Below are 24,555 nucleotides of genomic sequence, written 5' to 3'. Positions count from 1 at the left end.
TAAGTGCACTGTCACCGGCTACCCGGGTGCCGGGCCGACAAGGCCTGACCGGCAGGTAAGGCCCGCAGATGACGAAAGCAGACAAGGCGGTTTATGCGGCCGTTGAGTTTTCTAGTCCTCGCGGCGAGCGAGAACTCTGTCAGCAGATCCGCACATTCACGGACAAATCAGTACGGGAGTTTTCGCCTGTGCCAGCACCTTGTTTGTCACGCTACCGATGAGAAGCATGGAGAGTCCGCTGCGGCCATGGGATGACATCACGATGAGATCGCAACCTTTATTCTCGGCTGCTGCGATGATGGCTTGATGGGGTTGCCCGTTCTCCACTTGAATCGGTTCGCAGGAAACGCCGGCCTCCTTGGCCGCATTTGCCGCGCGATCCAACGCGCTCGTGGCCTGTTCCTTGCGCAGCTCGGCATATGTTGCGACTGCTTCACGGAACCGCCCTGTCATTTCTGAAAACGGCTCCACAACGAAGATTAGAGATACCTTGGCTCCAAGGGATTTCGCCAGCGCCAACCCATGCGCCACGCCGTGCTCCGCTAGCTCCGACCCATCTGTCGGAATGAGAATATGCCGGTACATGCTTCACCTCCCGCCTGTCTGGACGTATCGCTGCCTTCCGAATGTAAGCTGGGCCCGCGTTTCGGATACGGTCTTGAGATAGATCAATCTCTCGGCCCAGCTCGTAGGATGGATAGAGCGGAGCGAAACCCATCAACACGCCTGGATGGAACGATGGGTCTCGCTGCGCTCTACCCATCGTACAGGCCGCGAGCTACCGCTCGCCCGGCCACATCGCCATGGCCGCCTTCGCTACGCCTCTCAACTCCTCAGGCGTCGCGTCGTCCTTGGCCTGGATCGCCATGCCTTCGAAGACGCTGAGGTAGAACCGGCTCAGCGCATCGATGTCGGTTGCGGCAGGCAGTTCGCCGCTCGCGACCGCAGCCTCCAGCCGCCCGCGCAAATTGCCGAGCATATCGAGCCGGGCCTTCTTGATCTCGCGGGCAATCGTTGCCGGCCATTCGTCGCTGACGGCGCCCAGCACGGCCATGCAGCCGGCCGGCGCTCTCCGGGATTTCGGCAGGGTCTCGGCCGCCCCGATCAGCAGATTCTCGATGCCGGCGCGCGCGGTCGCGCCTTCCGCAAGCCGGTCCCAGACCGGCTGGCCCTGGGTCTCGACGTAATGCTCGATCGCGGCAAGGTAGAGTGCCTCCTTGCTTTCGAAGGCCGCATAGAGGCTGGGCGAGCGGACGCCCATGGCGTCGCAGAGGTCGTGCATCGAGGCTGCCGCAAAGCCCTTGCGCCAAAACAGCAGCATGGCGGCCTCCAACGCCGCGTCGCGATCAAATTCCCGTGGCCGACCTGCCATCGCCCGTCTTTCTGTAATGATCAACACATAATTCACTTGACCGCGGCAATCAAGACTCCACATATTCTGTGTCGATCATTACAGAATTGGAGAGATCACATGACACTGGCAGGAAAACGGGCCCTGGTGACGGGCGCAAGCAGGGGTATCGGTGCGGCCATCGCGAAGGCGCTCGCCGCGGAAGGCGCCGATGTCGCGATTACTTACGAGAAGTCGGCGGAGATCGCCGCCAAGGTCGTGGACGCGATCAAGGCGACGGGCCGGAAAGCCGTAGCGATCCAGGCCGACAGCGCCGATGTCGCTGCCGTTCAGGCTTCGGTCGACAAGACCGTCAAGGAGCTGGGCGGGCTCGACATCCTGGTCAACAATGCCGGCATTCTGCGATTGGGCGGCCTCAACGACATCTCGCTCGCCGACATCGACGCGATGCTGAACGTCAACGTGCGTTCGCCGATCGCCGCGAGCAAGGCGGCGCTGCCGCACCTTGGCAAGGGCGGCCGCATCATCACCATCGGCAGCTATTTTGCGGACCGCGTGCCCTCGCCGGCGCTCGGCGTGTACGCGGCGTCGAAGTCGGCGCTAACCGCATTCACGAAGGCGCTGGCGCGGGAGCTTGGCCCGAGGGACGTCACGGTCAACCTCGTGGCACCGGGCTCGATCGACACCGACATGAATCCGGCGCACGGCCCGACCGCGGAGACGCTGAAACAGTTCATGGCACTGGGCCGGTATGGTGCGACGGATGACATCGCGAATGCCGTGGCATTCCTGGCGAGCCCGAAGGCAAAATACATCACCGGCTCGACCTTGACCGTCGACGGCGGCGCGAACGCCTAGACATTCTGGCGCTTCGTGTTCGTCCAACAGGAGGTTGAGAAGCTGGCCACGACGGCGATGGCAAAATAAGATGATGTTCGCGATCATCATGGCGGGCGGCCGATGCCTCGGCCGCCCCCGAGCGTTAGATGGAGCGTGTCGCGTGCTTCGTCTCTCGTCCAGCTTCGAGCATGACAGCACGACTGTCACTTTGGCTTGAACGTCAAAATGCCGTTTGCACTCATCGTTCGCACCCGTCATTGTTTCGCAACGCCGCCCGGATGTTGAGCGGGTTCCGGTGATCAAGCGGGAGGCCTTGCCATGCAAGACGTCGAGAAGCGTGTCATTGGCAAGGTTATGTGGCGGCTTATACCGTTCCTGATCGTCTGCTATTTCGTGGCCTATCTTGACCGCGTCAATGTCGGCTTTGCCAAGCTGCACATGAACCAGGCGCTGGGTTTAAGTGAAGCGGCGTTCGGACTGGGCGCGGGCTTGTTCTTCGTCGGGTATTTCCTGTTTGAAGTCCCCTCCAACATCTTCCTGGAACGAGTCGGCGCGCGCGTCTGGATCGCCCGCATCATGATTACGTGGGGGATCGTCTCGGCGGCCTTCGCATTCATCCCATCGATATCGGCAGCAACGGGAATACCGACGACGGGCGTCTTCTACTCTCTTCGGTTGCTGCTCGGCGCCTGCGAGGCGGGATTCTTTCCGGGCATCATCTTCTATCTGACCCTGTGGTTCCCGGCGGTTTACCGGGCTCGGGTCATCAGCCTGTTCATGCTGGCGATCCCGATTTCGTCCATCATCGGGTCGCCCATCTCCGGACTTCTGCTCGGCGTGACCGGTTGGGGATTGGAAGGCTGGCAGTGGCTGTTCATTCTCGAGGCGCTGCCGTCGGTCGTGGTAGGCATCTGCGTCCTGCTCTATCTGACCGATTTTCCGCGCCAAGCCCGCTGGCTGCAACAAGACGAGATTGCCTGGCTGGAAGACGTGCAGGCCACCGAGAAGCGAAACAAGGAGAAGGTCGAACACCTGTCATTGGGTCAGGCGCTCACCGATTACCGCATTTTGTTGTGCGCTCTGGTGTACTTCTGCCTGAATGCTGCAAGTTACGGCGTGGCGTTCTTCCTGCCGACCATCATCAAGGGTTTTGGCGTCAGCGATACCCAGACCGGCTTGCTCGCAGCGCTGCCCTTTATTTTCGGGGCCGCGGGCATGGTGCTGCTTGGTCGTCATTCCGATCGGACCATGGAACGAAAGGGTCACGTCGCCGCGGCACTGTTGATGGCAGCGGTGGGCATCGGAGTGGCAGGTCTCGTTTCCAACTCCGTCCTTGTCATGGCATTGCTTTGCTTCGCACAGATCGGCGTCTCCGCGGTCCCCCCGATGTTTTGGCCGCTGCCGGCGAGCTTTCTAACGGGAGCATCGGCTGCCGCCGGCATCGCCGCGATCAACTCGCTTGGAAATCTTTCCGGTTTCGCCGGTCCTTACGCAATGGGCTATCTGAAGGATTTAACCGGCAGTTTTACCGCAGGTCTTCTGTTGCTGGCGGGTTGCGCGCTGGTGGGCGCAGTCGTTGTCGTGCTGCTACGCATCGATGCAAGGCGCGAGCAAGTGTCCGGCGAAATCGCGATGGCGCACTAGACGCTGGTGATCATCGCTACCTGAAATAGCCGAGCACGAGATCGATATCCGCGCTGCCGGCAACCGTGCCGTTGAGCTCGGCGTCGATGACGCGGCGGCAGGCCGCTATCGCGGCGTGATCGCCGAGATCGTTGGCGGCTTCAAGCACGAGCCAGGCGGCGTCGACGGAAGCCTTCTCGGGAGCCGAACCGCCGGCATCGACGGGCAGGCTCTTGTTCTTGCGAATTGCGGTGCCGAATTGAGGCAACATGGCAAATACTCCCCTCTGGCTCAGTGCACCTGGAGCTCGGGCTGACGGCCCGTATCGGCACCCGCGCCGGTCTTGCGCGACTGGTAGAACTTCAGAATGCTGCGCGACGTCTCGATCTTGAGCTTGCCGAACTCGCGCTCGCTGTCATGGAGCTCGCGCGCCGTGATCAGATGATCCTTGGCGCCGAGGAACAGCAGCGACATGGTCGTGTCCCACGAGAAGTCGAGCGCCTTGCACAGCACCAGAAGTATCTCGCGATTGCGGTCCATCATCGCGCGCTCGATCACGTCGACCGGAAGCGACGACAACAGCGACAGGCCGATCTGCACCTCGTCGAAACGGTGCTGGCGCGCATAGTTCGAGATCGAGTCCTGGTTGAGGTTGCCCTGGCGGTACTGCGTCGTCACCACGCGCTTGGCGACGAAATAGCTGCGCGAGGACGGACCGAACTTGGACTGCAGATCGCCGGTGACGTCGGTCACCGAGCTCTGGATCTGCGCCATCATCTCGGGCCGCTCGTGCTCGAGGCGGCGGCGGACGTCTTCCGACGCCTTGGAAATGAGCTGCTGGAAGATGTGGCGCGGCACGTCCTTGCGCAGGCCGAGCTGCTCGGCGAGGATCGAGTCACCCTCCGCGCGCCTGACCATGTGCAGCAGGCCCGAACCGGAGAAGCGCGCGCCCTCGTTCTTGGCGACGGAGGTCACGACCGCCTGGTCGCCGCGCTTGACCAGCACGTCGGTGACGGCTTCGCCGATCGACTTGCGCTGGGCGATCGCAAGCAGGTGCGCCTGGCCCTTGGTCATGGCGCTCTCGACCAGCATCTTCTCGTCGATACGGCTGGAGTCGCGCAGCACCGGACCGGCCACGTCGATCTCGTCGTCGAGGGCGAGCTTTTCGATAACATTGAGCGGAGCATGGTCGCAGGCCGACATCAGTTCCGAGAGCTGCGCCCGCGCGGCGACCTCGATCTCGTCGGCAAGCCGTCCGATGACCTCGCCGAACATGCTGATCTCGTCGTCGCTGTAGCGGCCGGTGATCAGGATGTCGGTCGCATGCCACAACGCCTTCGCCCGGCTCTCGTCGGTGCCGCGCGCGATCGCGTCGTCCAGATCCTGCAGAAGCGATTTTGCCCCGTTCATCTCGTTACCCCAGTTCTTGGTTAGCCATCCTGCTTGTGCGGGCAGGACGCCGAATTCCTCTGGGAACCGACACTAGAGATCAAACGCGAGAATCCAGTAAAGTCGGCAGATCAGTTTTGCCGAGCAAAATTCGTTAAAATGCGCGGGAATGGGTTTACCGGCGGGCAAGGGCCAGCGCTTGCCGAACAGGCTGCCGCGTTCACGGATTCGACGGCGTCAGCACCAGCGGTGGCTTCGGCTTGGGTTTTGCGGGCGGCGGGCCTGGCGCCGGCCTCACCTCGATCGGCGGCGGCAGCGGGGCGATCTGCTGGCTCGCGAGCGGCGGGCTTGTGAGTGGCGGGCTCGGCACCGCGGGGGCGGCCTGCGGCGCCTTCGGCGTCGGCGCGGCCTTTGGCTTCGGCGGCGCGCGGCGCGGATCGCGGCCGGGCAACGGCACGTCGGTCAGCGACGGCTCGGGCACCGGATCGGGCGAGACCAGCGTCGGCAGCGCCGCAGTCGCCGGCGGCGGCTCGCCACGCTCGATCGCGTCCAGCCGGCGCGTCTCGCGATCGATCGTGCGCACCGCGAGCCAGGACGACAGCGGCGCGAGATCGACGGTGCGGTTGAGCCTGTCGGGGGGACCCGCCGCGAACAACTGGATCTCCGGCGGCGCGCCCGAAAGTCCGGTCATGATCGGCGTCAGGCTGGCGCGGATGTCGGCCTGGTCGGCGGGAATATCGTAGCCGCCGGAGACGATGGCCCGCGCGTTCTTGGCTTCCAGCGGTGTCGCGCCGACGCGCAGGCGCCCGTCGCGGATCGTGAACGGGATCTGCGCCGAGGCGACCGCGATCGGACCGGCCGACAGCGCAGGCTCGACGAGCTGCCGCAGCCTGTTGTCGTCGGCAACCTGGCCGCCGTCGCTGGCGCGGATGGCGATCTCGAAGGCGCGCGGATTGAGGCCGCTGATTTCCGCGGCCTCGAGCGTCACCGTGCCATTGCCGGCGAGCGCACCGGTCAACGCCGCAACGCTGCGGCCCTGGCTGGTCAGCGCCATCTGCACCGAGGCGCGTCCCTTGGGCAATGCGAGATCGCGGTAGCGCAGCGCCGCCGCATCGACATTGCGCAGCTCGATACGTGCGTTCAGCGCAACGCCATTGGCGCCATTGCGCGCGTCGAAGCTCGCCGACATCTCACCACCGCCGACACCGCCCTTGAGCGCGTCGAGCGCGAGCGACTGGCCGTCGCTCCGGATCGTGCCGCCGACGGGGCGCAGCTCGATGCCGTCAGGCAAGGTGCCGCGCAGGGCCTGGAAGGCGATGCGGCCGCGCCAGCCGCCGAGCAGCCCCGCACTCAGGGGATCGCCGGCATCATGTCCGGCGGCGCCGATGGCCATCGCGAACGCGGGCGCAAGATCGAGCGCGTCGAGGCCGATTTCGCCATCGACGCTCTTCTCCTGATCGAGCGTCACCGCGAGATGCCCGCGCAGATGCGAGCCGGCCGCGCTGCTGTCGAGATCGTCGAAGGTCAGGCGGTTGCCGGAGAGGCCGACGCGCGAGGACAGGTTGACGCTCTGCACTGACTTGTCCGCCGGGCTGGTCCCGAACAGCGGCGCCAGATTGGCATTGCGCACGCGCAAATTCACGCTGGCCTTCGGCTGGAACGAACTGGGGTCCGACAATTCGATGCTGCCTTGCGCATCCGCATCCAGTCCGCCGCCACTGAGCTTTGCGTTCAATTGCAACGGCCGGCGCCACGCGCCACTCAACCGGCCTTCGAACTGCGAAGGGCCCTCGCCCGCGGCAGCGACGCGATCGAGGCCGAGCAGCGCCAGCAATGCGCCCGCCTTCGGCGTCGAGATTTTCGAGTCCAGCGTGAAGTCGCTGTTGCGCAAGCGGTCGATGTCGATGTCGATGCCGTTGACCGCCGCTACCGGCGTCTGCCCGGCCAGCGTCGCTGTGGCCTTGAGCTGCGGCGCATCGAGATCGAGCACGGCGCGCGCGTCGCTGCGATCGGCATGGTCGGCGTTCTTGTCGAGGCTGAGGTCGAGCTTCAGCCGCGTCGCACCGGGCAATGACGGGATGGCGTCGAACCGTGCGCGCACCGAAGGCGCGATCGGCTCGAGCAGCGCGGTGAGCTCACGCAGCGAATTGGCCGAGGATTTCAGCGCGAGCTTGCCGGTGGCATGAACGCGGTCGAAGCTGCCGCTTGCTTCCGTGGTCACCCCGCTCGCCTGGCCGAAGCGCAACTGCTCCAGCGACAGCGCCGCAGGGCCGTAGCCGAGCTTCGCCGTGAACGGCCGCAGCTCCTGTCCGGCCGACATCGCGCGGCCGACATCGAGCGCAAGCTTGGCTTCCTCCGGCCATTCGCCCTGTGGCCCCGCGAGCGCGCGCACGAAGCTTGCGGCGGCATCGAGGTCGAGACGGTCGGCCTTGAGCTCGGCGTCGATCCGCGAGCCCTTGCTCGCGCCGGTCTGGACGAAGGCGATGCGGCCCTCCACCGCGCCGCCCTCGATCTCGGCCTTCAGCCTGTCGACGGCGAGATGGTTGGCGGCGATGGTCACGTCGCCGGCAAGGCGCAACGGCCGCGTGCTGCGGCGGTTGATCTCGCTGCGGCCCTGGAGCCAGGCCACCAGCGTATCGGGGTCGGACGACTCGACGCTGAGACGGCCGCTAAAGCTGTCGGCGCCGGGCGTTGCGCCGTTGAGCGAGAGCTGCGTCATGCCGGGCGCGCGCAGCTCGAGCCGCTGGAAAGTCCAGGACCTTCCGTCGGTCTGAAGCTCCGCCGTGATGTTCTGGAGCGGACGCCCGCCCAGCATGATCTGGTCGGAGTTGAACTCGATCTGCGCCGGCATCGGCGCCTGCGGGATCGCCGCAAGGCCCGCGCGCAGCGCCGGCAGGACGCGCTGCGGCTCGGCATCATCCTTGCCCGCCAGCTTGTCGGCATCGACCTGGCGCGCCGACAGCACCGCGCGCAGTAGCGGCGAGGCGCCGAACCTGACATCGCCGACACCGCCAAACTTGAGCGCATTGTCCTCGGCGCCGAAGCTCGCGTCGATCTGATCGAATTTGGCGCCGGCCGGATCGGCCTTGAGCTTTGCCGTGAGCTTCCAGGGTGTCGGCCCCGCCGTGCCCGCCTTCTTGACCGGGGGCACAGCGAGCGTCAGCGCGCCGTCGAATTTCGGCAGGCGGTTGTCGAAGGCGAGCACGCCTTCGAGATCGGCCAAGATCGCGCGCTCGCCGGGATCGATGTTGAGGTGGAGACGGGTGGCGCTGCCGTCGGCGCTCGGGCCGGAGGAGACGCGGAACGGATAGCGCACCCCGGTGGCGGTGAAACTGCCGTCGCCGCGGACCGAGCCGGCCAGCGAGCGCACGTCGCCGGAAAAGGTGATATCGTTCAATTCCAGCGTCGAGCGGCTGGCGGCATCGTGCAGGGCGATGCGGCCGGTGAGGTTCAGCCGCTCGATCGCAAGCGAGGCCAGGTTGAAGGTGCCGCTCGCGGTGGACGGCAAATCGACCCGGCCCTTGGCATCCAGGCCGAGATCCACGGCCATGCCGTTGACGGTCAGCTCGGTGGCGCGCCATTCGCCGCGCATCAGTGAGCTCAGGCTGAACTCGACGTCGAGCTTGTCGGCGCGCAGGCGGCCGAGATCGTTGTTGCCGCCGAAGGTGACCGAGCGCAGCCGCAGCGTCGGCGCCGGCAGCAGCCGCGCATCCAGCTCGCCCGCCACCCGCACCGGCACGCCCATGATCGTGCCCGCCTCCGCCTCGAACTGGGGCCTGAACTGGTTCCAGTCGATGAAGTAAGGCCCGATCAGCGCGGTCAGCAGCGCAATGATGAAGGCAATCGCCAATCCGAGCAGCGTCGTCTGCACGGGTCTCCCCTCGGCCAAATCGGCCCGGGCCGAACCTGAGGGCCTCAGGCGCGCCGGAACAGCCCCTTATATAAGGGGAAGTGTGGCGAAGTCACAGCGACTGTTGCGCGCGGAGGTTAACGCTGGCGGGAGACCCTCATGGTGAGGAGGCGCGCTAAGCGCCGTCTCGAACCATAGAGGCCCCCGCGCCCGCGGCTATCCTTCGAGACGGCTGCTTTGCAGCCTCCTCAGGATGAGGACCGGCGCTCGCAGATGCAGCGCCGCCGGCCATCACCAGCTTGCCGGCAGGCGTTTCAGGCCGCGCAGCACGAAGGTCGGGCGCCATTCCGGGTTCTCGACGTCGTCGATGCGCAAATCCGGCAGCCGCCGCAACAGCGTCGCGATGGCGATTTCGGCCTCGATGCGCGCCAATTGGGCGCCCAGGCAGAAATGGATGCCGCCGCCGAACGACAGCGGCTTGACGTTGGGCCGGGTGACGTCGAGCCGGTCGGGGCGATCAGGGTAGACCGCCGGATCGCGGTTGGCCGAGCCGAGCAGGCAGAGCACGGTCTCGCCCTTGGGGATGCTCTTGCCGCCGAGATCCGCGATGTCCTCCAGCGCCACGCGCCCGGTCATCTGCACCGAGGAATCGTAGCGCAAGAATTCCTCGATCGCGTTGACCATCAACTCGGGCCGCGCCTTCAGGAGCGCGAGCTGATCCGGATTGCGATGGAGCGCGAGCAGGCCGTTTCCGATCAGATTGACGGTGGTCTCGTGGCCGGCGCCGAACAGCAGGATGATGTTGGCGGTCAATTCTTCGTTGGTGAGCTTGTGGCCGTCTTCCTCGGCCTGCACCAGCTGGGTGGTGAGATCGTCGCCGGGATTGCGGCGGCGCAGCTCGAACAGCTGCTGGAAATACATCTGCGCCATCATGTTGCCGGCGTTGCCCTTCGCGATCTCTTCCGGCGTGAGGGGCACGGGGTCAAGCAGCCGCCCGCCATCGCGCGAGCTGTTGTAGAAGGTCTCGCGATGATCCTCGGGGATTCCGAGCATGTCGCAGATGATGGTGACCGGCAGGCGGAAGGCGAAATCCTCGATCAGGTCCATGTGGCCGCGCTCGATCACCGCATCGATGGTCTGGTCGACGATCGCCTGGATCCGCGGCCGCATGTCCTCGACGCGACGGGCGGTGAAGGCCTTCACGACGAGGCCGCGCAGGCGGGTGTGGTCGGGCGGATCGGATTGCAGCATCCAGTGGCTCATGCTGCGAAACACCGGCTCGTCCATGATGGCAGGGCTATAGCGGCGCTTGGAGCGCTCGACAAAGTCCTTGCCGAAGCGCTTGTCGCGCATCACGAAGCTGACGTCGGCATGGCGGCTGGCGACGAACTGGCCGAACGGCGTCACATGGATCGGCTCGATCGTGCGCAGCCGGTCGTAGTGCGGATAGGGATCGCGGATGAAGTCCGGCGACAGCGGATTGAACAGCGGTCCGCCTGCGGGTTGCACTTGCTCGTTCATGGTGACCTCAATCGGTTGCCGCATGACACGAATACGCCGGCAGCCCCCTTGCGCGCGCGGCGTAACCATCCCCAAGATTATAAACTCGATACATTGTTGTATCGAGTTGCATTCTGCCCTAACCTGCGCCGATGTCAAGGGTGAGAACCAGGCCGACCAGGGACGACACGCGCGACAAGCTGTTCGAGGCGGCCGCGCGCGTGTTCGAGGCGGACGGCATCGGCGGCGCCAGCATCGAGGCGATCGCGGCCGCCGCGGGCTTCACCCGTGGGGCGTTCTATTCCAACTTCAAGAGCAAGGACGAATTGATCATCGCCATGCTCGAGGATCATGTCGAGCAGTCGATCCGGCGCAACCTCGACATCCTCGCGCAGCACGACAATCTCGACGATTTCATCGCGGCGCTGAAGACGATGGATCGCAGCCGGCAAGACCCGCTCGGCCGCTCGCCCCTTCTGCACATGGAGATGATCCTGTTCGTCGCGCGCGCCGAGAAGCGCCGCCCGGAGCTTGCCAAGCGGCTGCGCGCGCGGCGCAAGCTGGTGGCCGACATCGTCGAGGCCACGTTGAAGAGCAACGGCAGGAACGACACGCTGAATCCGCCGTGGATGGCCTCCGTCGTGCTGGCGCTGGAAGATGGCTTTCGCCTGCACCGCCTGATCGATCCGGAGACGACGCCGGCCGACAGTTTTCTGCGCGCGATCACGGATCTCAGGCGTAGGACCGGATTGTCGCCGAACTAGCCCGGGTCGCCGATATCAGGCTCGCGACCGGACCGTCATCCGACCGGCGTTGGATTCTCCGACAACTCGCCGTCCGCCCCCAATCGTGCGTTTGTGAAAACGTGGGCCTGCTTGCGGCAGGATCGGACAAGGCATGGCCGCTTCGGGAAATACGCCGGGCCTCGGCGCCGCTAACCGGCTAGGCGCCGGGCGATTGGCGCAGGCGCGTCCGTTAGCAGCAATCTCTCGACAGGGACGGCAATCGCTCTGGCGCAGTCGACGATCCGGTTGGCTAAACATCGCAACGTCACATCATGGGGACGGAGACAAACGATGGACAGGAAACGGTTTGCAATCGCGCCACGACGGAAGGCGGTCTCGACGGCGCTCATGTACGGGCTTTCACTGACCGTGCGTTTCACCTCGCCGACGGCCGATGAGGCGCCGCCACAGATCGCACAAGACGCCAAGGTCTCGACGTCGATCCTGATCGATCGGGGCTGGACCAACAAACCTGCGCTGCCGGTCGCCCTGCGCGGCTGGCCATCGGGCCCGCGAATTTGCCGCGCAGGATGTGAAGGCCCTGCGCTGCTGTCCTCGCTGCCCAACTGCGCCGCGCCGTAAGGACCAGGCGGTCTCCGTCTCACCTCTTCGCGTCATCATCGCTCGCAACAGGCACTGCTCGCATCGAGCGGCGGCGATGGCGCGCGTTTCGAACCAACAAACCCAGAACCAAATCCAGGAGTGAACCAAATGCGACTGCTCATCATTGGCGCCGGCTTCGCCGGCATGTACGCCGCCCTCTCCGCCGCTCGCCTGCGCGACATTCAGGGCGTCTCGCCGGAAGAGCTCGAGATCGCGCTCATCGCACCCGAGCCGACGCTGGTGGTCCGCCCTCGGCTCTATGAGCCGAAGCCGGAAACCCTGACGGCGCCGTTGCTCGATGTCCTCAAGGCGATCGACGTCGATTACATCCAGGGGAGCGCCGAGACTGTCAACACCGAGGCGCTGACGGTGCAGATCTCGACTCCCAAAGGCACCCGCAAGACCCTGTCCTACGACCGCCTGGTGATCGCTACCGGCAGCCGCCTCTTCCGACCCAACATCCCCGGCCTTGCCGAACACGGCTTCAGCGTCGACTCGCTCGACGATGCGGTTGCCCTCGACAAGCATCTGCATGGCCTCGCCGACCGGCCGGCCGTCAATGGACGTGACACGGTCGTGGTCGCCGGCGGCGGCTTCACCGGCATCGAGGCGGCGACCGAGCTGCCCGCGCGCCTGCGCGCCATCTTCGGACAAAACGCCAGGACGCGCGTGATCATCGTCGAGCGTAACGGCGCGATCGCTCCCGACATGGGCGAAGGCTCCCGCCCGGTCATCGAGCAAGCGCTGCGCAAGCTCGGCGTGGAGACAAGGCTCGGCACCGGCGTTGCCTCGCTCGACAAATCCGGCGTGACGCTGTCGACCGGCGAACACATCGAAACCGAGACGGTGGTCTGGGCAGCCGGTATTCGCGCCGCGCCGTTGACGGCGCAGATTCCCGCCGAGCGCGACAATTTCGGCCGGCTGCTGGTGGACCGCGATCTGCGCGTGCCCGGCATCGCCGGTGTCTTCGCCACCGGCGATGCCGCGCGAGCCGCGTGCGACGACGAGGGCAATTACGCGCTGATGTCTTGCCAGCACGCCACGCGGATGGGCGCCTTTGCCGGCAACAATGCGGCAGCCGAACTCCTGCGCGTCCCGACCAGGCCGTATCACCAGAAGGCCTACGTCACCTGCCTCGATCTCGGCGAAGCCGGCGCGCTGTTCACGCGCGGCTGGGAGCGCAAGGTCGAGATGGTCGGCGACGTCGCCAAGAAGACCAAGCAGGAGATCAACACGGTCTGGATCTACCCGCCCCGCGCCGAGCGTGCCGCAGCGCTCGCCTCGGCCGATCCGGAGCGTGTGACGAGCCTCTAGAAGCACGAAACGATCACGGCCGCACCTCCCTGGCTGCGCGGCCTGCTCAACCAAGACCAGCCGGGAGCCCTACCTTGAAACAGGAGACCAACATGAACCTGCACAACACCTCATACCCCGCGACATCGAAGCCGGAAGAGCTCGTTCCATCGCGCTACGCGCTGAAGGTCGGCGAGATCGACGTGCTGGTGGTCAGCGACGGCGTGCTGCCGCTGCCAACCACGATGCTGGCGCACAATGCCGACCCGGCCGTCCGGGCGACCTGGCTGCACGACATGTTCCTGCCGCAGGACGCTTTCGACTGGGCGTTGAATGCGGTCGTGGTCCGCAGCGGCGACAAGACCATCCTCATCGACGCTGGACTGGGGTCCGACCCGGATCTGCACTTGCCGCGCGCCGGCCAGTTGATCAAGCGACTGGAGGCCGCCGGCATCGATCTTTCGTCCGTGACCGATCTGGTGCTGACCCACTTGCACATGGATCACATTGGCGGACTGCTCGTCGACGGGGTGAAGGAGCGGCTGCGTAAAGACCTGCGGATCCACGTGGCGGCCGCCGAGGTCAAATTCTGGGAGGCGCCCGATTTTTCCCACACCGCCATGCCGCCGGGCTTCCCGGACGCGCTTCGGGCGACCGCCAAGCGGTTCGTCAAGGAGTACGGAAGTCAGCTGCGGAAGTTCGATGAGCAGCACGAGGTTGCGCCGGGCGTCGTCGTTCGTCGCACCGGCGGTCACACCCCCGGACACAGCGTGGTTCGCGTGGCATCCGGCGGCGACGGGCTGACGTTCGCCGGCGACGCCGTGTTTGCCGTCGGATTCGATCAACCCGACTGGCACAACGGTTTCGAACACGACCCCGAGGAGGCGGCGCGCGTTCGGGTCGGTCTGTTGCGAGAGATTGCCGCGAGCGGCGAGATGCTGGTGGCGACCCACATGCCGTTCCCGTCCGTCGGCCATGTGGCGGTCGCCGGCGACGCCTTTCGCTGGGTGCCGGTGTTCTGGGACTACTGATCGCTCGCTGAGCCAACGTGAGACCAGGGCGCGCGCATTCATGGCGGGCCCTGGTTTCGATGCGGCGAACCGAGTCAGCGCGGCGCGCCGCCGATATCAGATCCGATCGTTGATCAGGACGCCGGACAACGACGGATCGTTCGCATTGGTCGTATCGCCTGCTTTCGTCGCGCTATATGTCGAGTCCGCAAGCGAGCTTTTCAGCTGCTGGAGAAACTGCTGCAGCAGCTCTGCCGTCGAATTGCCACTTGACGAGTCGTCCGTGCCGTTCACCGAGGGAGGCTCGCCGGATGGCGGTGGCCCGTCCGGCGGCGGTCCACCCGCTCCGTGCGGTCCATGCGAGAGCGCCGCCTTGAAAATTCCTTGCAGCTCGGTGGCCTGCTCGTCCGTCAACTTGCCGGCCGACACTTGCTGCTGGATGAGGCCATTAATCTTCGACGCGAAGGCGTCGGGCGAAGATGTCCCGCCGCCGGATTGATCGCTTGCACCGGTTGACTGCAACGCGGAGCCGATGCTGCTGAGCGCGGCCGACAGCGCCGACTGATCCGACGCATCGATCGTGCCGGAACTGACTTCCGCTTGCAGCTCGTCTTGTAATTGTTGCAACGGTGATGAGCGGTGGTGATTGGAGGAGAGCGCAGAAATCGAGGTCATGGTGGCTTTCCGTGCTTTTGGCGGACCCGAGGTGACGTTGCCCCGAGTCCCATCCAGTCCTGAGTTCGCCCTGGCAGTTGGATTTGCCTGGTTGCGCGGTGGTAGGAACGGGAGCTGGCGCGGAGCATTTGGCAGGGCGCCGCGCCGGTTGCTCGATATTGCCAATCGGCAATTAGTAATATCCAGAAACAAAAATCCGACCAGCCGATCATCAGCCGGGGCTGGAGCTACCCGTTGAAAGGGATGACTGCCGGATTGTGCGCGAACGCCCTGGAGCCGACTATGCCGACCGCTTCACCACGTCGCGACCGGCCGGCGTAACATCGATCCGCCCCAGCATCGCCCTCGTCTGCTCGGCGCAGTGCTCGATCAGCCAGCGTTCGAATACGACCGGCGGCAGCGCGGGCGCGTAGAGGAAGCCCTGGACGACGTCGCAGCCGAGCTCGGCCAGCGTCTTGCGCTGGCCTTCGGTCTCGACGCCTTCGGCGACGACGGTCATGCCGAGGCCCTGTCCGACGCGCACCACGGCGGTGGCGACCGCGAGCGCGCCCGCGTCTCTCTCGATGTCGCGCATGAAACTGCGGTCGATCTTCAGCTCGCGGATCGGCAGATGCGCAAGCCGGCTGAGGCTGGAATAGCCGGTGCCGAAATCGTCCACGGAAAGCCCGACGCCGAGCTCGCGGATCGCGTTCATCGTCTCCAGCGCGGCAACGCTGTCCCGCATGAACGTGCCCTCGGTGATCTCGAGCATCAGTGCGTCCGGCGGCAGATCGTATTCGGCGAGGATGTCCTTGAGCCGCGCCGCCAGCGTAACGTTGCGGAAATTGATCGGCGACAGGTTCACCGACACGCTGGGAATGTCGAGCCCGGCGCGGCGCCAGTCCGCCATCTGCCGGCAGGCCTCACGCACCGACCACAGGCCGATCTGCTCGATCAGGCCGCACTCCTCAGCGAGCGGGATGAATTTCGCCGGCGAGACGTCGCCGAGCACGGCATCATGCCAGCGCGCCAATGCCTCGACGCCGTGGACGGCACCGTCGCAACTGCGGATCTGCGGCTGGTAGCTGAGGGTCAGCGCGCCCTCGGCGATGGCGCGGCGCAGCGCTGCGATCAGCGCCAGGCGCTGCTCGGTGAGCCCGTTCATTTCGGCGCTGAAGATGCGATGGGTGGAGCGGCCGGCCTGCTTGGCCATGTACATGGCCGCATCCGCCTGCTGCATCAAGGTGTCGATGTCGGTCGCATGGTCGGGATAGAGGCTGATGCCGATGCTCGCCGACATCTGCAGCTGCCTGGAGCCAAGCCGCAGCGGCGCGGCGAGCGCCTCCGCGACCCCGGCCGCGACGCGCTCGGCGCTCTCGGCATTGCGCTGCGGCAGCAGGATGACGAACTCGTCGCCGCCGAGCCGTCCCAGCATGTCCTCGGGGCCGATCTGCTCGCGCAGGCGCTGCGCGAGCTGGATCAACAGCTCATCGCCCGCGGCGTGGCCGAACGTGTCGTTGACGTCCTTGAAATGATCGACGTCGAGGAAGGCCAGCGCAACGTGGCTGCCGGTCGGGCAGGCATCGATGGCCGTGGTGATCAGGTGCCGCAGTTGCGCGCGATTTGGCAGCCCGGTGAGAATGTCGTGATAGGCGAGCCGCGCGATCTCGGCCCGCGCTTCCTTGCGCTCGATCGCGAAGGCGCCGAGGTCGACGCAGGCGTTGACGATACGGCGGTGCCAGTTGCTCGGCGCGCGCGGTTCACGGAAATAGAAGGCGAAGGTGGCGATGACCCGGCCGTCCTTGGCCTTGATCGGTGTCGACCAACAGGCGCGCAGGCCCACTTCGAGCGGACGCGTCTTGTAGGGCTGCCAGCGCGGATCGGTGTCGAGATCTTCGGCCAGCACCGGTTCACCGTAGAAGGCCGCGGTGCCGCAGGATCCGACATTCGGACCGATCGCGATGCCGTCCAGCGCACGCGAATAGTCCTCGGGCAGGCTGGGGCCGCCGAGCGGATGGACGAGGCCTGCGGCATCGACGTGGAGCAGCGAGCAAACCACGTCAGGCGCGATCTCCTCGACCCTTCGGCACAGCCTGTCGGCGATATCGGTGATCGGAACCTCGTCGGCCAGCGCACTCATGATGAGCTGCTGGAGCGAGCGCAGCTGCCTGGTCTCGGTGATGTCCTCGAGTAGCGCGAAGATGTGCCTGGCACGGCCCTTCTTGTCGCGGAAGACGTCGATACGGGCGCAGACCCAGATCTCCTCGCCGCCCTTGTTGTAGACCAGCGTCTCGATTTCGCCGCGGCGGCCGCCGGTCATCAGGCGCTTGACGAGCTTCGCGACGGCCTTCCGATCGGTGTGGCGGCCGGCGATCAGCGCGCCGGCGCGGCGGCCCTCGGCCTCCTCGCTGGTGTAGCCAAACAGCGTCGCGAAGGTGGAATTGACGTAGACGATGTTCTGGTCCGTGTCGGTGATGAGCACCGCGCGGTTGGTCTGGTCGGAGACGGCGTGGAGAAGCCCGATTCTGACGCGGCGCTCGGCCTCCGCGGTGACGTCACGCGCGAACACGACGTGATGGGTGACGCCGCCACGCGTGACGGATGACAGCGAGATGGCCGCCCGGATCCGGGTGCCGTCGCGCCGCACGAGGCTGATCTCGTCGCGGAACTCCGCGACCGGATCGGCCCGAAGGCATTTGAGCGTGAGAAGTTCGGCGTCGCGGCCGAGCACCTCGGCGCGCGCGAGTTTCCAGATCCGCTCCGCGCCGGCATTGAAATGCGTGATGCGACGCGCGCCATCGACGATGACGATGCCGCCGTCGGCGCATTCGAGCGCAGCCAGCAGCACGTCCGGAATTTCTGTCATGGGACAATCGGCGGCGGACATCGTTGGACCCGGATGCATCGGGAAGATGGCAAGGGGGGCCGAGGCTAGCGCCGCGATGGTGTCCAAGACGTTTTTGCAGCCAGGTCGCGTCCGGCCAAGACGCGACATGTTTAACGGCTCGCGAAAGCTGCGAAGGCAATCCGATGCATTCGGAACCTATTCGGCCGCGCTTGTGGGCTTGAGCTTGTGCAGCCGGCCGGCCACCGCCCGCACCTTGCGTGGAGCGGCCTGCCAGACCGCGAGCGCCGACAGTCCGCTCACGACCATGGCGATGGCGAAGGCGAGCGTGTAGTCGCCGGTGCGATCATAGAGGAAACCCGTGAGCCAGGGACCCGCCGCGCCGCCGGCCAGGGCCGCCAGCATGATCGTTCCAAAAATGCTGCCCTGGTGCCTGCCCTGGAAGATCTCGAACACCACCGCGCCCATGATCGAGGTGAGGCCGTAGCCGAGCGCGCCTTGCGCGAACACCATGACATAGACCAGCCACAGCGACGGCTGGAATTTCAGCGCCATCAGCGCCGCGAAGCAGATCGCAAAGCCGGCACAGCTGATCGCCCACACCCATTCCCGCCCGATCCGGTCGGAGACGTGGCCGAGCAGGATCTGGCCGGGAATGCCGAGCAGGCTGACGATGCCGAGCGCCCACACCGCGACACCCGGGCTGAAGCCGATGTCGAGCAGGAATTTGGTCTGGTGCACCTGCACCGCGTACCAGATGTACAGGCCGCTGAAATAGCCGAGCGCGATCCACCAGAAGCGTGCGGTCGCAACCGCCCGCTTGAGCGTCCAGTCGGTGCCGACCCAGACGGGATCGACGATGTTGGACACCGGTGTCGCCGCGCCCGCCGCCGGCGTGGCATCGCCGTCCGGCTGAAGGCCGATGTCTTCGGGCCGCTTGTGCAGGAACAGATTGATCGGCGCCAGCACGACGAGGATGAGCAGTCCCATCGCGGTACAGGCGGTGCGCCAGCCGGTCTCTTCGATCATGTGCTGCACCCAGGGCAGCAGCGTCACCGAGCCGATGCCGACGCCGGCAAAGGCGATCCCGATGGCGAAGCCACGCTTGCGGATGAACCAGTTCGGCAGGAACAGCGACTGGCCGGAATAGCCGAGACACACCGAGCCGGCGCCGACCATGACGCCGATGGTCACGTAGAGATGCCAGGGCGTGCTGGTGAGTGGCGCGAGCAGCAGCCCGCCGCCCATCAGCACAACACCGAGCTCCATCACCGCGCGCGGGCCGGCGCGATCCATCAGGCGGCCGATCAGCGGGCTGACGATGCCCGACACGACGAAGCCGAAGGAGAATGCGCCGGCAGTGACGCCGCGTTCCCAGCCGAATTCCGAGATGATGGGAGGAAAGAACAGCGAAAACGCGGTGCGCGCGTTGACGCCGATCGCCATGGTCACGAAGGTCACCGCGACCACGACCCAGCCGTAGAAGAACGGAAGCCGCATGTTGTGCTTATTTCATCCCTAGATGGTGCTACCGACCATCCAGGGCCGTCTGGGTCAAGCGATTTTCACGAATGTGTTTCTTGGCGGGTCGCAGAAGTTGCCACATCGTCATGGCCGGGCTTGTCCCGGCCATCCACGTCTTCGCTACGCGGAACAAAGAACGTGGATGCCCGGGACAAGCCCGGGCATGACGACCTCTCGTATATGTTCAAATGTTGCCAGGCCCGCGCTCAGGCCGCGTCGCGCTGCGAAGCCCGGACGGGCGCGTCGAACTCGATCTGGTCGACCGGCTGCGGGCGTCCGAACAGATAGCCTTGTGCAAAATTGACGCCGAGCGCGGTCAGCCGCTCGAACTCTTCGCGTGTCTCGACGCCTTCGGCGGTAACCGACATATCGAGGCCGCGTGCGAGCGTCACGATCGAGGCGATGATCGCGGAGCTGCGCGGCTGATGCGTGAGGTTGCGGATGAAGGACTTGTCGATCTTGATCTTGTCGAACGGGAACGTGGTCAGATAGCTGAGCGACGAATAGCCGGTGCCGAAATCGTCGAGCGCCAGCTCGATGCCGATGTGCTTCAGCCGCTCCATGAAGGCAAGGTTCTCGACGCCGCGTTCCAGCAGCACGGATTCGGTGATCTCGATCTCCAGCCGCTGCGGCGCAAGGCTGGAATCTGCCAACGCTGCGCAGATCGTCTCGAACAGCTCGGCTTCCTTGAACTGGATCGGTGACAGGTTCACCGCAACCATGAGATCGCATGGCCAGGCGGCGGCGTCCGCACAGGCGCGCCGCAGCACGAATTCGCCGAGCGGCACGATCAGCCCGGTTTCCTCGGCAAGCCCGATGAACTGGTCCGGCGGGATCAGGCCGCGGCTCGGATGCCGCCAGCGCACCAGCGCCTCGAAGCCGCGACGGCCACCGCTGGCGACGTCCATAAAGGGCTGATAGTGCACTTCGAGCTGGCACTGCGCGATGGCATCGCGCAAATCGCCTTCCAGCGTGTTGCGAGCCTCGAGCTCGGCCGACATCGCCTCGTCGTAGATGGTGAAGCAGTTGCGGCCGGCCGATTTCGAGCGGTAGAGCGCGAGGTCCGCCTTCTTCAGCAACTGCTCCTGGTCGCTGCCGTGGTCCGGTGCGATCGCGATGCCGATGCTGGTGCCGATCTCGACGCGATGGCCGGGCAGCAGGAACGGTTCGGCGACCAGCTTCGCGATCCGCGCGGCGAGTTCGGTCGCGCAAGTCCGCTGATCGTCGCAAGCCTCCTGGATGATGGCGAACTCGTCGCCGCCGAGCCGCGCCAGCACGTCGGTGGCGCGCAGCGCAGATCTCAGCCGCAGCGCCACCTGGCGCAGCAGCGCATCGCCCGCACCATGGCCGAGCGAGTCGTTGACGTTCTTGAAGCGGTCGAGATCGAGCATCAGGATCGCGAACGGCAGGCCCCGCACGCTCAACTGGCTGTTCATCATGTCGAGCCGGGTCAGGAAGAAGGCGCGGTTCGGCAGCCCGGTCAGGATATCGGTCTGGGCGAGCTCCAGCACCCGCCGGTTCGCCAGCGAGAGCCGCCGCGAGCTGCGGCTTGCGAGCATGAGATAGGTCGCGAGCGACAGCGTCAGCAGCATGCCGACGACGATGACGGCAACGGCGCGGTCGTAGGCCGTCTCCAGCGAACCTCCGGCCGTCGGCATGGCGCGCACCTGCCAGTCGGTATCGCCGATCTTGAGGCTGCCCGACCAGTGCAGCGCCCGGGCGACGTCCCGCATCGACTGCGGCGACGTGGCGGCCGACGCATAGTCCGGCAGGGTTTGTTCCAGGCTGACGATCTGCCCCGTGAAGGGTGGATAGACGTTCACGCTGACCGCGGGGCTTGCTCCCGTGGTCACGCGAATGGACTGGATCAGCAGCGGCAGGTCGAAGACGCCGACGACGAAGCCCGCCAGATTGCGGCGCCGGTCCGCCACCGCCTCGCGCGAGGTTCCCTTGGCGTAGACGGGAATGGCAACGAGCACGTCGGGCTGCCGGCCGCCCTCCTTCGGCTCGTAGAGGCGCGTGCGAATGGCGGCGACGCGATCGTTGTCGCGCGCGCGCTCGAGGGCTGCGCGGCGCTCCGGAACGGTCGCGTAATCCATGCCGTAGACCGACGACGTCTTCGGCTGGGTCGAGTAGAACACCGGGAAATATTCATCGGCTTGCGGCGCGGTCGCGAAGGTCTCGCCCTGGAGCGATTTGATGCGATAGCCGGACACGCCGTCCGTGGCCGCGGCGGCCTCGTATTCGGCGCGCTCTTTGCGGTTGACGCGCGGCAGCCAGGAGATGCGCAGCATGCCGGGATGACGTTCGAACAGCCGGGAGCTGAACGTCTCGAATTCGCTGCGGGTGATTTCCTCGTTGGTCGATTCGAACAGCGTACGCAGCGCGACGAGCCTGGAGATGTACTCGCTCATGCCGTTCTGCATGACGATGGCTTCGGTTTCGGCGGCGTTCTCGAACTCGATCTTGTTGACGCGGTTTTCCCATCGCGCCACGGCGGCGGCGCCCACGAGCGAGAACAGGAGACCGACGCCGACTGCGACGAGCGCAGGGCGATAGAGTCCGAGCAGCGGCGCGGCGCGCCACCATCCGGTCCTACGTTCCCGATCCTGATCGTTCTGACCCCGACCGCCCATCTTGATCCCGCAAGTCCCCCTCGGCGCGGCAACCCACTTCTGGTTGAGCTGCCGGAACTGCTATCGGACAAGGATCGGGGTTAAGAACCGCACAATTTCAGAACCGGGTCGTCGCAGATTGCGCGGCTTAGTTAACGATTGGCCTGCAAGCAGGGGCCATTGTGCGAGCATTTTGCCGCTTTTCCCCGGACTCTTACGGAGCACCGTTACATCGGGGGTTAGCGAGCTGTTCAGGGCGACGGGACTATCGTTTCCGACAGGTATTCCCTTATCCGGCAAACATCCTCATGACACGATCGCGATCAGCGGCCTGCGTCGCTCTGGCCGTCGCGCTACTCGCCGCGGCCAATCCTGCCGAAAGGCGACGAGGTCGGCGTCAGCGACGATGCGATTCTGTTCGGCCAGGCGGCCGCGCTCGAAGGCCCCTCCTCCGCGCTCGGACAGCGGATGCGGCAAGGCATCGTCGCGGCATTCACCGAGATCAACGAAAAGGGCGGCGTCCACGGCCGCAGGCTCCAGCTCATCAGCCGCGACGACGGCTACGATCCCGACCGCTCGGTGGCGCAGACGCTGCGGCTGATCGAGGACGACAAGGTGTTCGCGCTGATCGGCGCGGTGGGCACGCCGACCGCGATGGCGACGATACCGATCACCAGTACCAGGAACATTCCCTTCATCGGTCCGTTCAGCGGTGCCGAATTCCTGCGCGACCTCGAGCTTGCGAACGTCGTCAACATTCGCGCAAGCTATGGCGCTGAAGCGGAGGCCTGGGTCAAGCACCTCACCGAGGATCGCCACTTCACCCGCATCGGCATCTTCTACCAGGACGATTCCTTCGGCCGCGACGGTCTCGCCGGCGTAAAGCGCGCACTCGCCAGGCGCGGCCTCGAGCTCGCCGCCGAAGGCACCTTCGAGCGCAACACCCGCGCGGTCGGCGCGGCCTGGCGCATGATCAAGCGCGCCGAGCCCGAAGCCGTCGTCATGGTCGGGACCTACGGCCCTTGCGCGGAGTTCATTAAGCTCGCGCATCGCAGCGGCTTCCATCCGACCTTCGTCAACATCTCCTTCGTCGGCGCCAATGCGCTCGCCAGAGAGCTCGGCCCCGACGGCGAAGGCGTCATCGTCTCGCAGGTCGTGCCGTTTCCCTGGGATCGCTCGCAAAAGCTCGTCGCCGACTACCAGGCGGCGCAGAGGGCGTTCGACCCGACGCTGACACCGGACTTCGTGTCGCTCGAAGGCTATCTCTCCGGCCGCCTCGCGGCCGCGGCGCTGGAGAAGGCCGGGCCGCAGCCGACCCGCGCGAGCCTATTGCGCGCCATCAACGACGTCGGCCGCTTCGACATCAGCGGCAGCATCGTCACCGTCGGCGCGCGCATGACCGACGCGCCGCCGAAGGTGTTCTTGACCGTGATCCAGAAGGACGGGACGTTCAGGGCGGTGGATCGGCTTTAGGCTAACCCCGACTAGCGCCACGAAAAAGGTGCGCTCCCTCCCCCCTTGCGGGGGAGGGTTGGGGAGAGGGGTCGCCCAGGAAAAGGTGCTTGTTGCCGACGATGCACCGCTCGGTGCGCGACGGAAGGAATCCCCGTGCGGCACCCCTCTCCCTGCCCCTCCCCCGCAAGGGGGGAGGGAACGGAGAGAGCTGTGCTGTCGGCTAGAAAGTCATCAAGGCCGGCGCGTCCAGCACTCCGCGTTGACGGCGCCTTGCGGGACCTCGCCTTTGACGATCGCCTCGACCTGCCGCACCGTTTCAAGCGACTGGTATTCGATCGCCTGCGGCGTCAGCCCGCCGACGTGTGGCGTGGCGATAGCGTTGGGAAGCCTCGCCAGCTCCGGGCTCGGCATCTGGTCGGGCGCGCGGCCGACATCCATCGCCGCGCCGGCGATGCGGTTTTCGCGCAGCGCGCGTGCCAGCGCAGCCTCGTCGACGAGATTGCCGCGCGAGAGATTGATGAACACAGCATCCTTTTGCATGCGCGCCAGCGCCGCCTCGCCGATCAAATTCTCGGTCTGCTCGTTGGCGATGGCGAGGCAGACGACATAGTCGGAAGCCCCAAGAAGCTCGTCGAGACTGACCTGCCGGATCGAACCGTCGCTGACATCAGCGAAGGGATCGGAGACCAGCACCTCCATGCGCATCACCTTGGCGATTTCGGCGAGATAGCGCCCGATGCTGCCATAGCCGATGATGCCGATCCGGCTGCCGGCGAGCTGGCGGCCCATCCGCGCCTCGACCCTGCGGCCGGCCTGGTAATCCGCCGTCGCCCGGGACACGCCGCGGGAGAGATCGACCATGTAGCCGATCGCAAGCTCGGCCACCGCCTGCACGAAGCCCGGACCGGCGCGGGTCACGAGCACGCCGGCGTTCGAGGCTGCATCGACGTCGACATTACGGATGTCGACGGCACAGCGGACGAAGGCACGCAGGCGCGGCAGTTGCGCAAAGATCTCGCCGCGCCCTTCCGTCATGCGATCGGCGACGATGATGTCGGCATCACCAGCCGCGCGCACGAGGGTAACCGCGTCCAGCGTGTCGTCGCTCTCGTGCAGGATCACCTCGGCGGCCGCGCGCAGGCCATTCAGGCTGCGGTCGCCGTAGTAATTGCGGCGCATCTCCGGCGTGTGAGCCAGCAAGACTTTCACGACAAGACT

Annotated in this window: 17 protein-coding genes and 1 pseudogene; 7 read left to right on the top strand and 11 right to left on the bottom strand. The window is 65.8% G+C overall.

What is annotated here, in order from left to right; translation table 11 throughout:
* Nucleotides 1-156 precede the first annotated feature (156 nt).
* Both AB7531_RS10155 and AB7531_RS10150 read right to left on the bottom strand, forming a co-directional pair.
* Nucleotides 157-585 carry a universal stress protein gene (locus AB7531_RS10155; RefSeq protein ID WP_063981602.1) on the bottom strand — a complete coding sequence of 143 codons (429 nt, stop codon included), beginning with the start codon at nt 583-585 and terminating at the stop codon, nt 157-159.
* Between the two features lie 193 nt (nt 586-778).
* Entirely contained in the window at nt 779-1,321 is a 543-nt protein-coding gene (locus tag AB7531_RS10150) for a TetR/AcrR family transcriptional regulator (RefSeq protein WP_245328564.1), read from the bottom strand.
* Between the two features lie 150 nt (nt 1,322-1,471).
* Between AB7531_RS10150 and AB7531_RS10145 the strand changes: the two genes are divergently transcribed.
* Nucleotides 1,472-2,209 carry a 3-oxoacyl-ACP reductase family protein gene (locus AB7531_RS10145; protein WP_283017497.1) on the top strand — a complete coding sequence of 246 codons (738 nt, stop codon included), beginning with the start codon at nt 1,472-1,474 and terminating at the stop codon, nt 2,207-2,209.
* A 300-nt stretch (nt 2,210-2,509) separates the two neighbouring features.
* Complete coding sequence (locus AB7531_RS10140; RefSeq protein WP_063981599.1) at nt 2,510-3,835, top strand: MFS transporter; 1,326 nt, start codon at nt 2,510-2,512, stop codon at nt 3,833-3,835.
* 16 nt (nt 3,836-3,851) lie between these two features.
* Here AB7531_RS10140 and AB7531_RS10135 read toward each other — a convergent pair whose 3' ends face one another.
* The 4 genes from AB7531_RS10135 to AB7531_RS10120 all read right to left on the bottom strand — a co-directional run bounded on the left by AB7531_RS10135 (nt 3,852) and on the right by AB7531_RS10120 (nt 10,574).
* A complete protein-coding gene (locus tag AB7531_RS10135; RefSeq protein ID WP_063981598.1) occupies nt 3,852-4,085 on the bottom strand; it encodes a hypothetical protein in 234 nt (77 codons plus the stop codon).
* Between the two features lie 20 nt (nt 4,086-4,105).
* Nucleotides 4,106-5,224 (bottom strand): DUF2336 domain-containing protein, encoded by a 1,119-nt coding sequence (locus AB7531_RS10130; RefSeq protein WP_063981597.1) that lies wholly within the window; start codon nt 5,222-5,224, stop codon nt 4,106-4,108.
* A 199-nt stretch (nt 5,225-5,423) separates the two neighbouring features.
* Nucleotides 5,424-9,074, bottom strand: coding sequence for an AsmA family protein (locus AB7531_RS10125; RefSeq protein ID WP_063981596.1), 3,651 nt, complete (start codon nt 9,072-9,074; stop codon nt 5,424-5,426).
* A 270-nt stretch (nt 9,075-9,344) separates the two neighbouring features.
* Entirely contained in the window at nt 9,345-10,574 is a 1,230-nt protein-coding gene (locus AB7531_RS10120; RefSeq protein ID WP_063986151.1) for a cytochrome P450, read from the bottom strand.
* A 131-nt stretch (nt 10,575-10,705) separates the two neighbouring features.
* Between AB7531_RS10120 and AB7531_RS10115 the strand changes: the two genes are divergently transcribed.
* The 4 genes from AB7531_RS10115 (at nt 10,706) to AB7531_RS10100 (ending at nt 14,265) form a co-directional block, all read left to right on the top strand.
* The gene (locus AB7531_RS10115; RefSeq protein WP_063981595.1) at nt 10,706-11,317 is read left to right on the top strand and encodes a TetR/AcrR family transcriptional regulator; all 612 of its coding nucleotides are present in this window, start codon (nt 10,706-10,708) and stop codon (nt 11,315-11,317) included.
* A gap of 312 nt (nt 11,318-11,629) precedes the next feature.
* Nucleotides 11,630-11,920 carry a hypothetical protein gene (locus AB7531_RS10110; RefSeq protein ID WP_063981594.1) on the top strand — a complete coding sequence of 97 codons (291 nt, stop codon included), beginning with the start codon at nt 11,630-11,632 and terminating at the stop codon, nt 11,918-11,920.
* 129 nt (nt 11,921-12,049) lie between these two features.
* Nucleotides 12,050-13,255, top strand: coding sequence for an NAD(P)/FAD-dependent oxidoreductase (locus AB7531_RS10105; RefSeq protein WP_063981593.1), 1,206 nt, complete (start codon nt 12,050-12,052; stop codon nt 13,253-13,255).
* Between the two features lie 92 nt (nt 13,256-13,347).
* Nucleotides 13,348-14,265 carry an MBL fold metallo-hydrolase gene (locus tag AB7531_RS10100; protein WP_166101732.1) on the top strand — a complete coding sequence of 306 codons (918 nt, stop codon included), beginning with the start codon at nt 13,348-13,350 and terminating at the stop codon, nt 14,263-14,265.
* A gap of 96 nt (nt 14,266-14,361) precedes the next feature.
* On the opposite strand, the gene AB7531_RS10095 is transcribed toward AB7531_RS10100, so the two are convergent.
* From AB7531_RS10095 to AB7531_RS10080, 4 genes are all read right to left on the bottom strand, one after another.
* A complete protein-coding gene (locus AB7531_RS10095) occupies nt 14,362-14,919 on the bottom strand; it encodes a hypothetical protein (RefSeq protein WP_063981591.1) in 558 nt (185 codons plus the stop codon).
* A gap of 280 nt (nt 14,920-15,199) precedes the next feature.
* The gene (locus AB7531_RS10090; protein ID WP_063981590.1) at nt 15,200-17,785 is read right to left on the bottom strand and encodes an EAL domain-containing protein; all 2,586 of its coding nucleotides are present in this window, start codon (nt 17,783-17,785) and stop codon (nt 15,200-15,202) included.
* Between the two features lie 156 nt (nt 17,786-17,941).
* Nucleotides 17,942-19,243 carry an MFS transporter gene (locus AB7531_RS10085; RefSeq protein WP_063981589.1) on the bottom strand — a complete coding sequence of 434 codons (1,302 nt, stop codon included), beginning with the start codon at nt 19,241-19,243 and terminating at the stop codon, nt 17,942-17,944.
* 230 nt (nt 19,244-19,473) lie between these two features.
* The gene (locus tag AB7531_RS10080; protein WP_063981588.1) at nt 19,474-21,903 is read right to left on the bottom strand and encodes a bifunctional diguanylate cyclase/phosphodiesterase; all 2,430 of its coding nucleotides are present in this window, start codon (nt 21,901-21,903) and stop codon (nt 19,474-19,476) included.
* Nucleotides 21,904-22,190: 287 nt separating this feature from the next.
* On the opposite strand from AB7531_RS10080, the pseudogene AB7531_RS10075 reads away from it, so the two are divergent.
* Nucleotides 22,191-23,355: pseudogene (locus tag AB7531_RS10075) on the top strand (ABC transporter substrate-binding protein).
* Nucleotides 23,356-23,568: 213 nt separating this feature from the next.
* Here AB7531_RS10075 and AB7531_RS10070 read toward each other — a convergent pair.
* On the bottom strand, nt 23,569-24,546 hold the full coding sequence (locus tag AB7531_RS10070) for an NAD(P)-dependent oxidoreductase (protein WP_063981586.1): 978 nt from the start codon (nt 24,544-24,546) through the stop codon (nt 23,569-23,571).
* Nucleotides 24,547-24,555: the final 9 nt, after the last annotated feature.

Source organism: Bradyrhizobium sp. 63_E2_N1_3 (assembly GCF_052076005.1).
GTDB lineage: Bacteria > Pseudomonadota > Alphaproteobacteria > Rhizobiales > Xanthobacteraceae > Bradyrhizobium > Bradyrhizobium barranii.
This window is presented reverse-complemented; position numbering and strand designations above follow the sequence as displayed.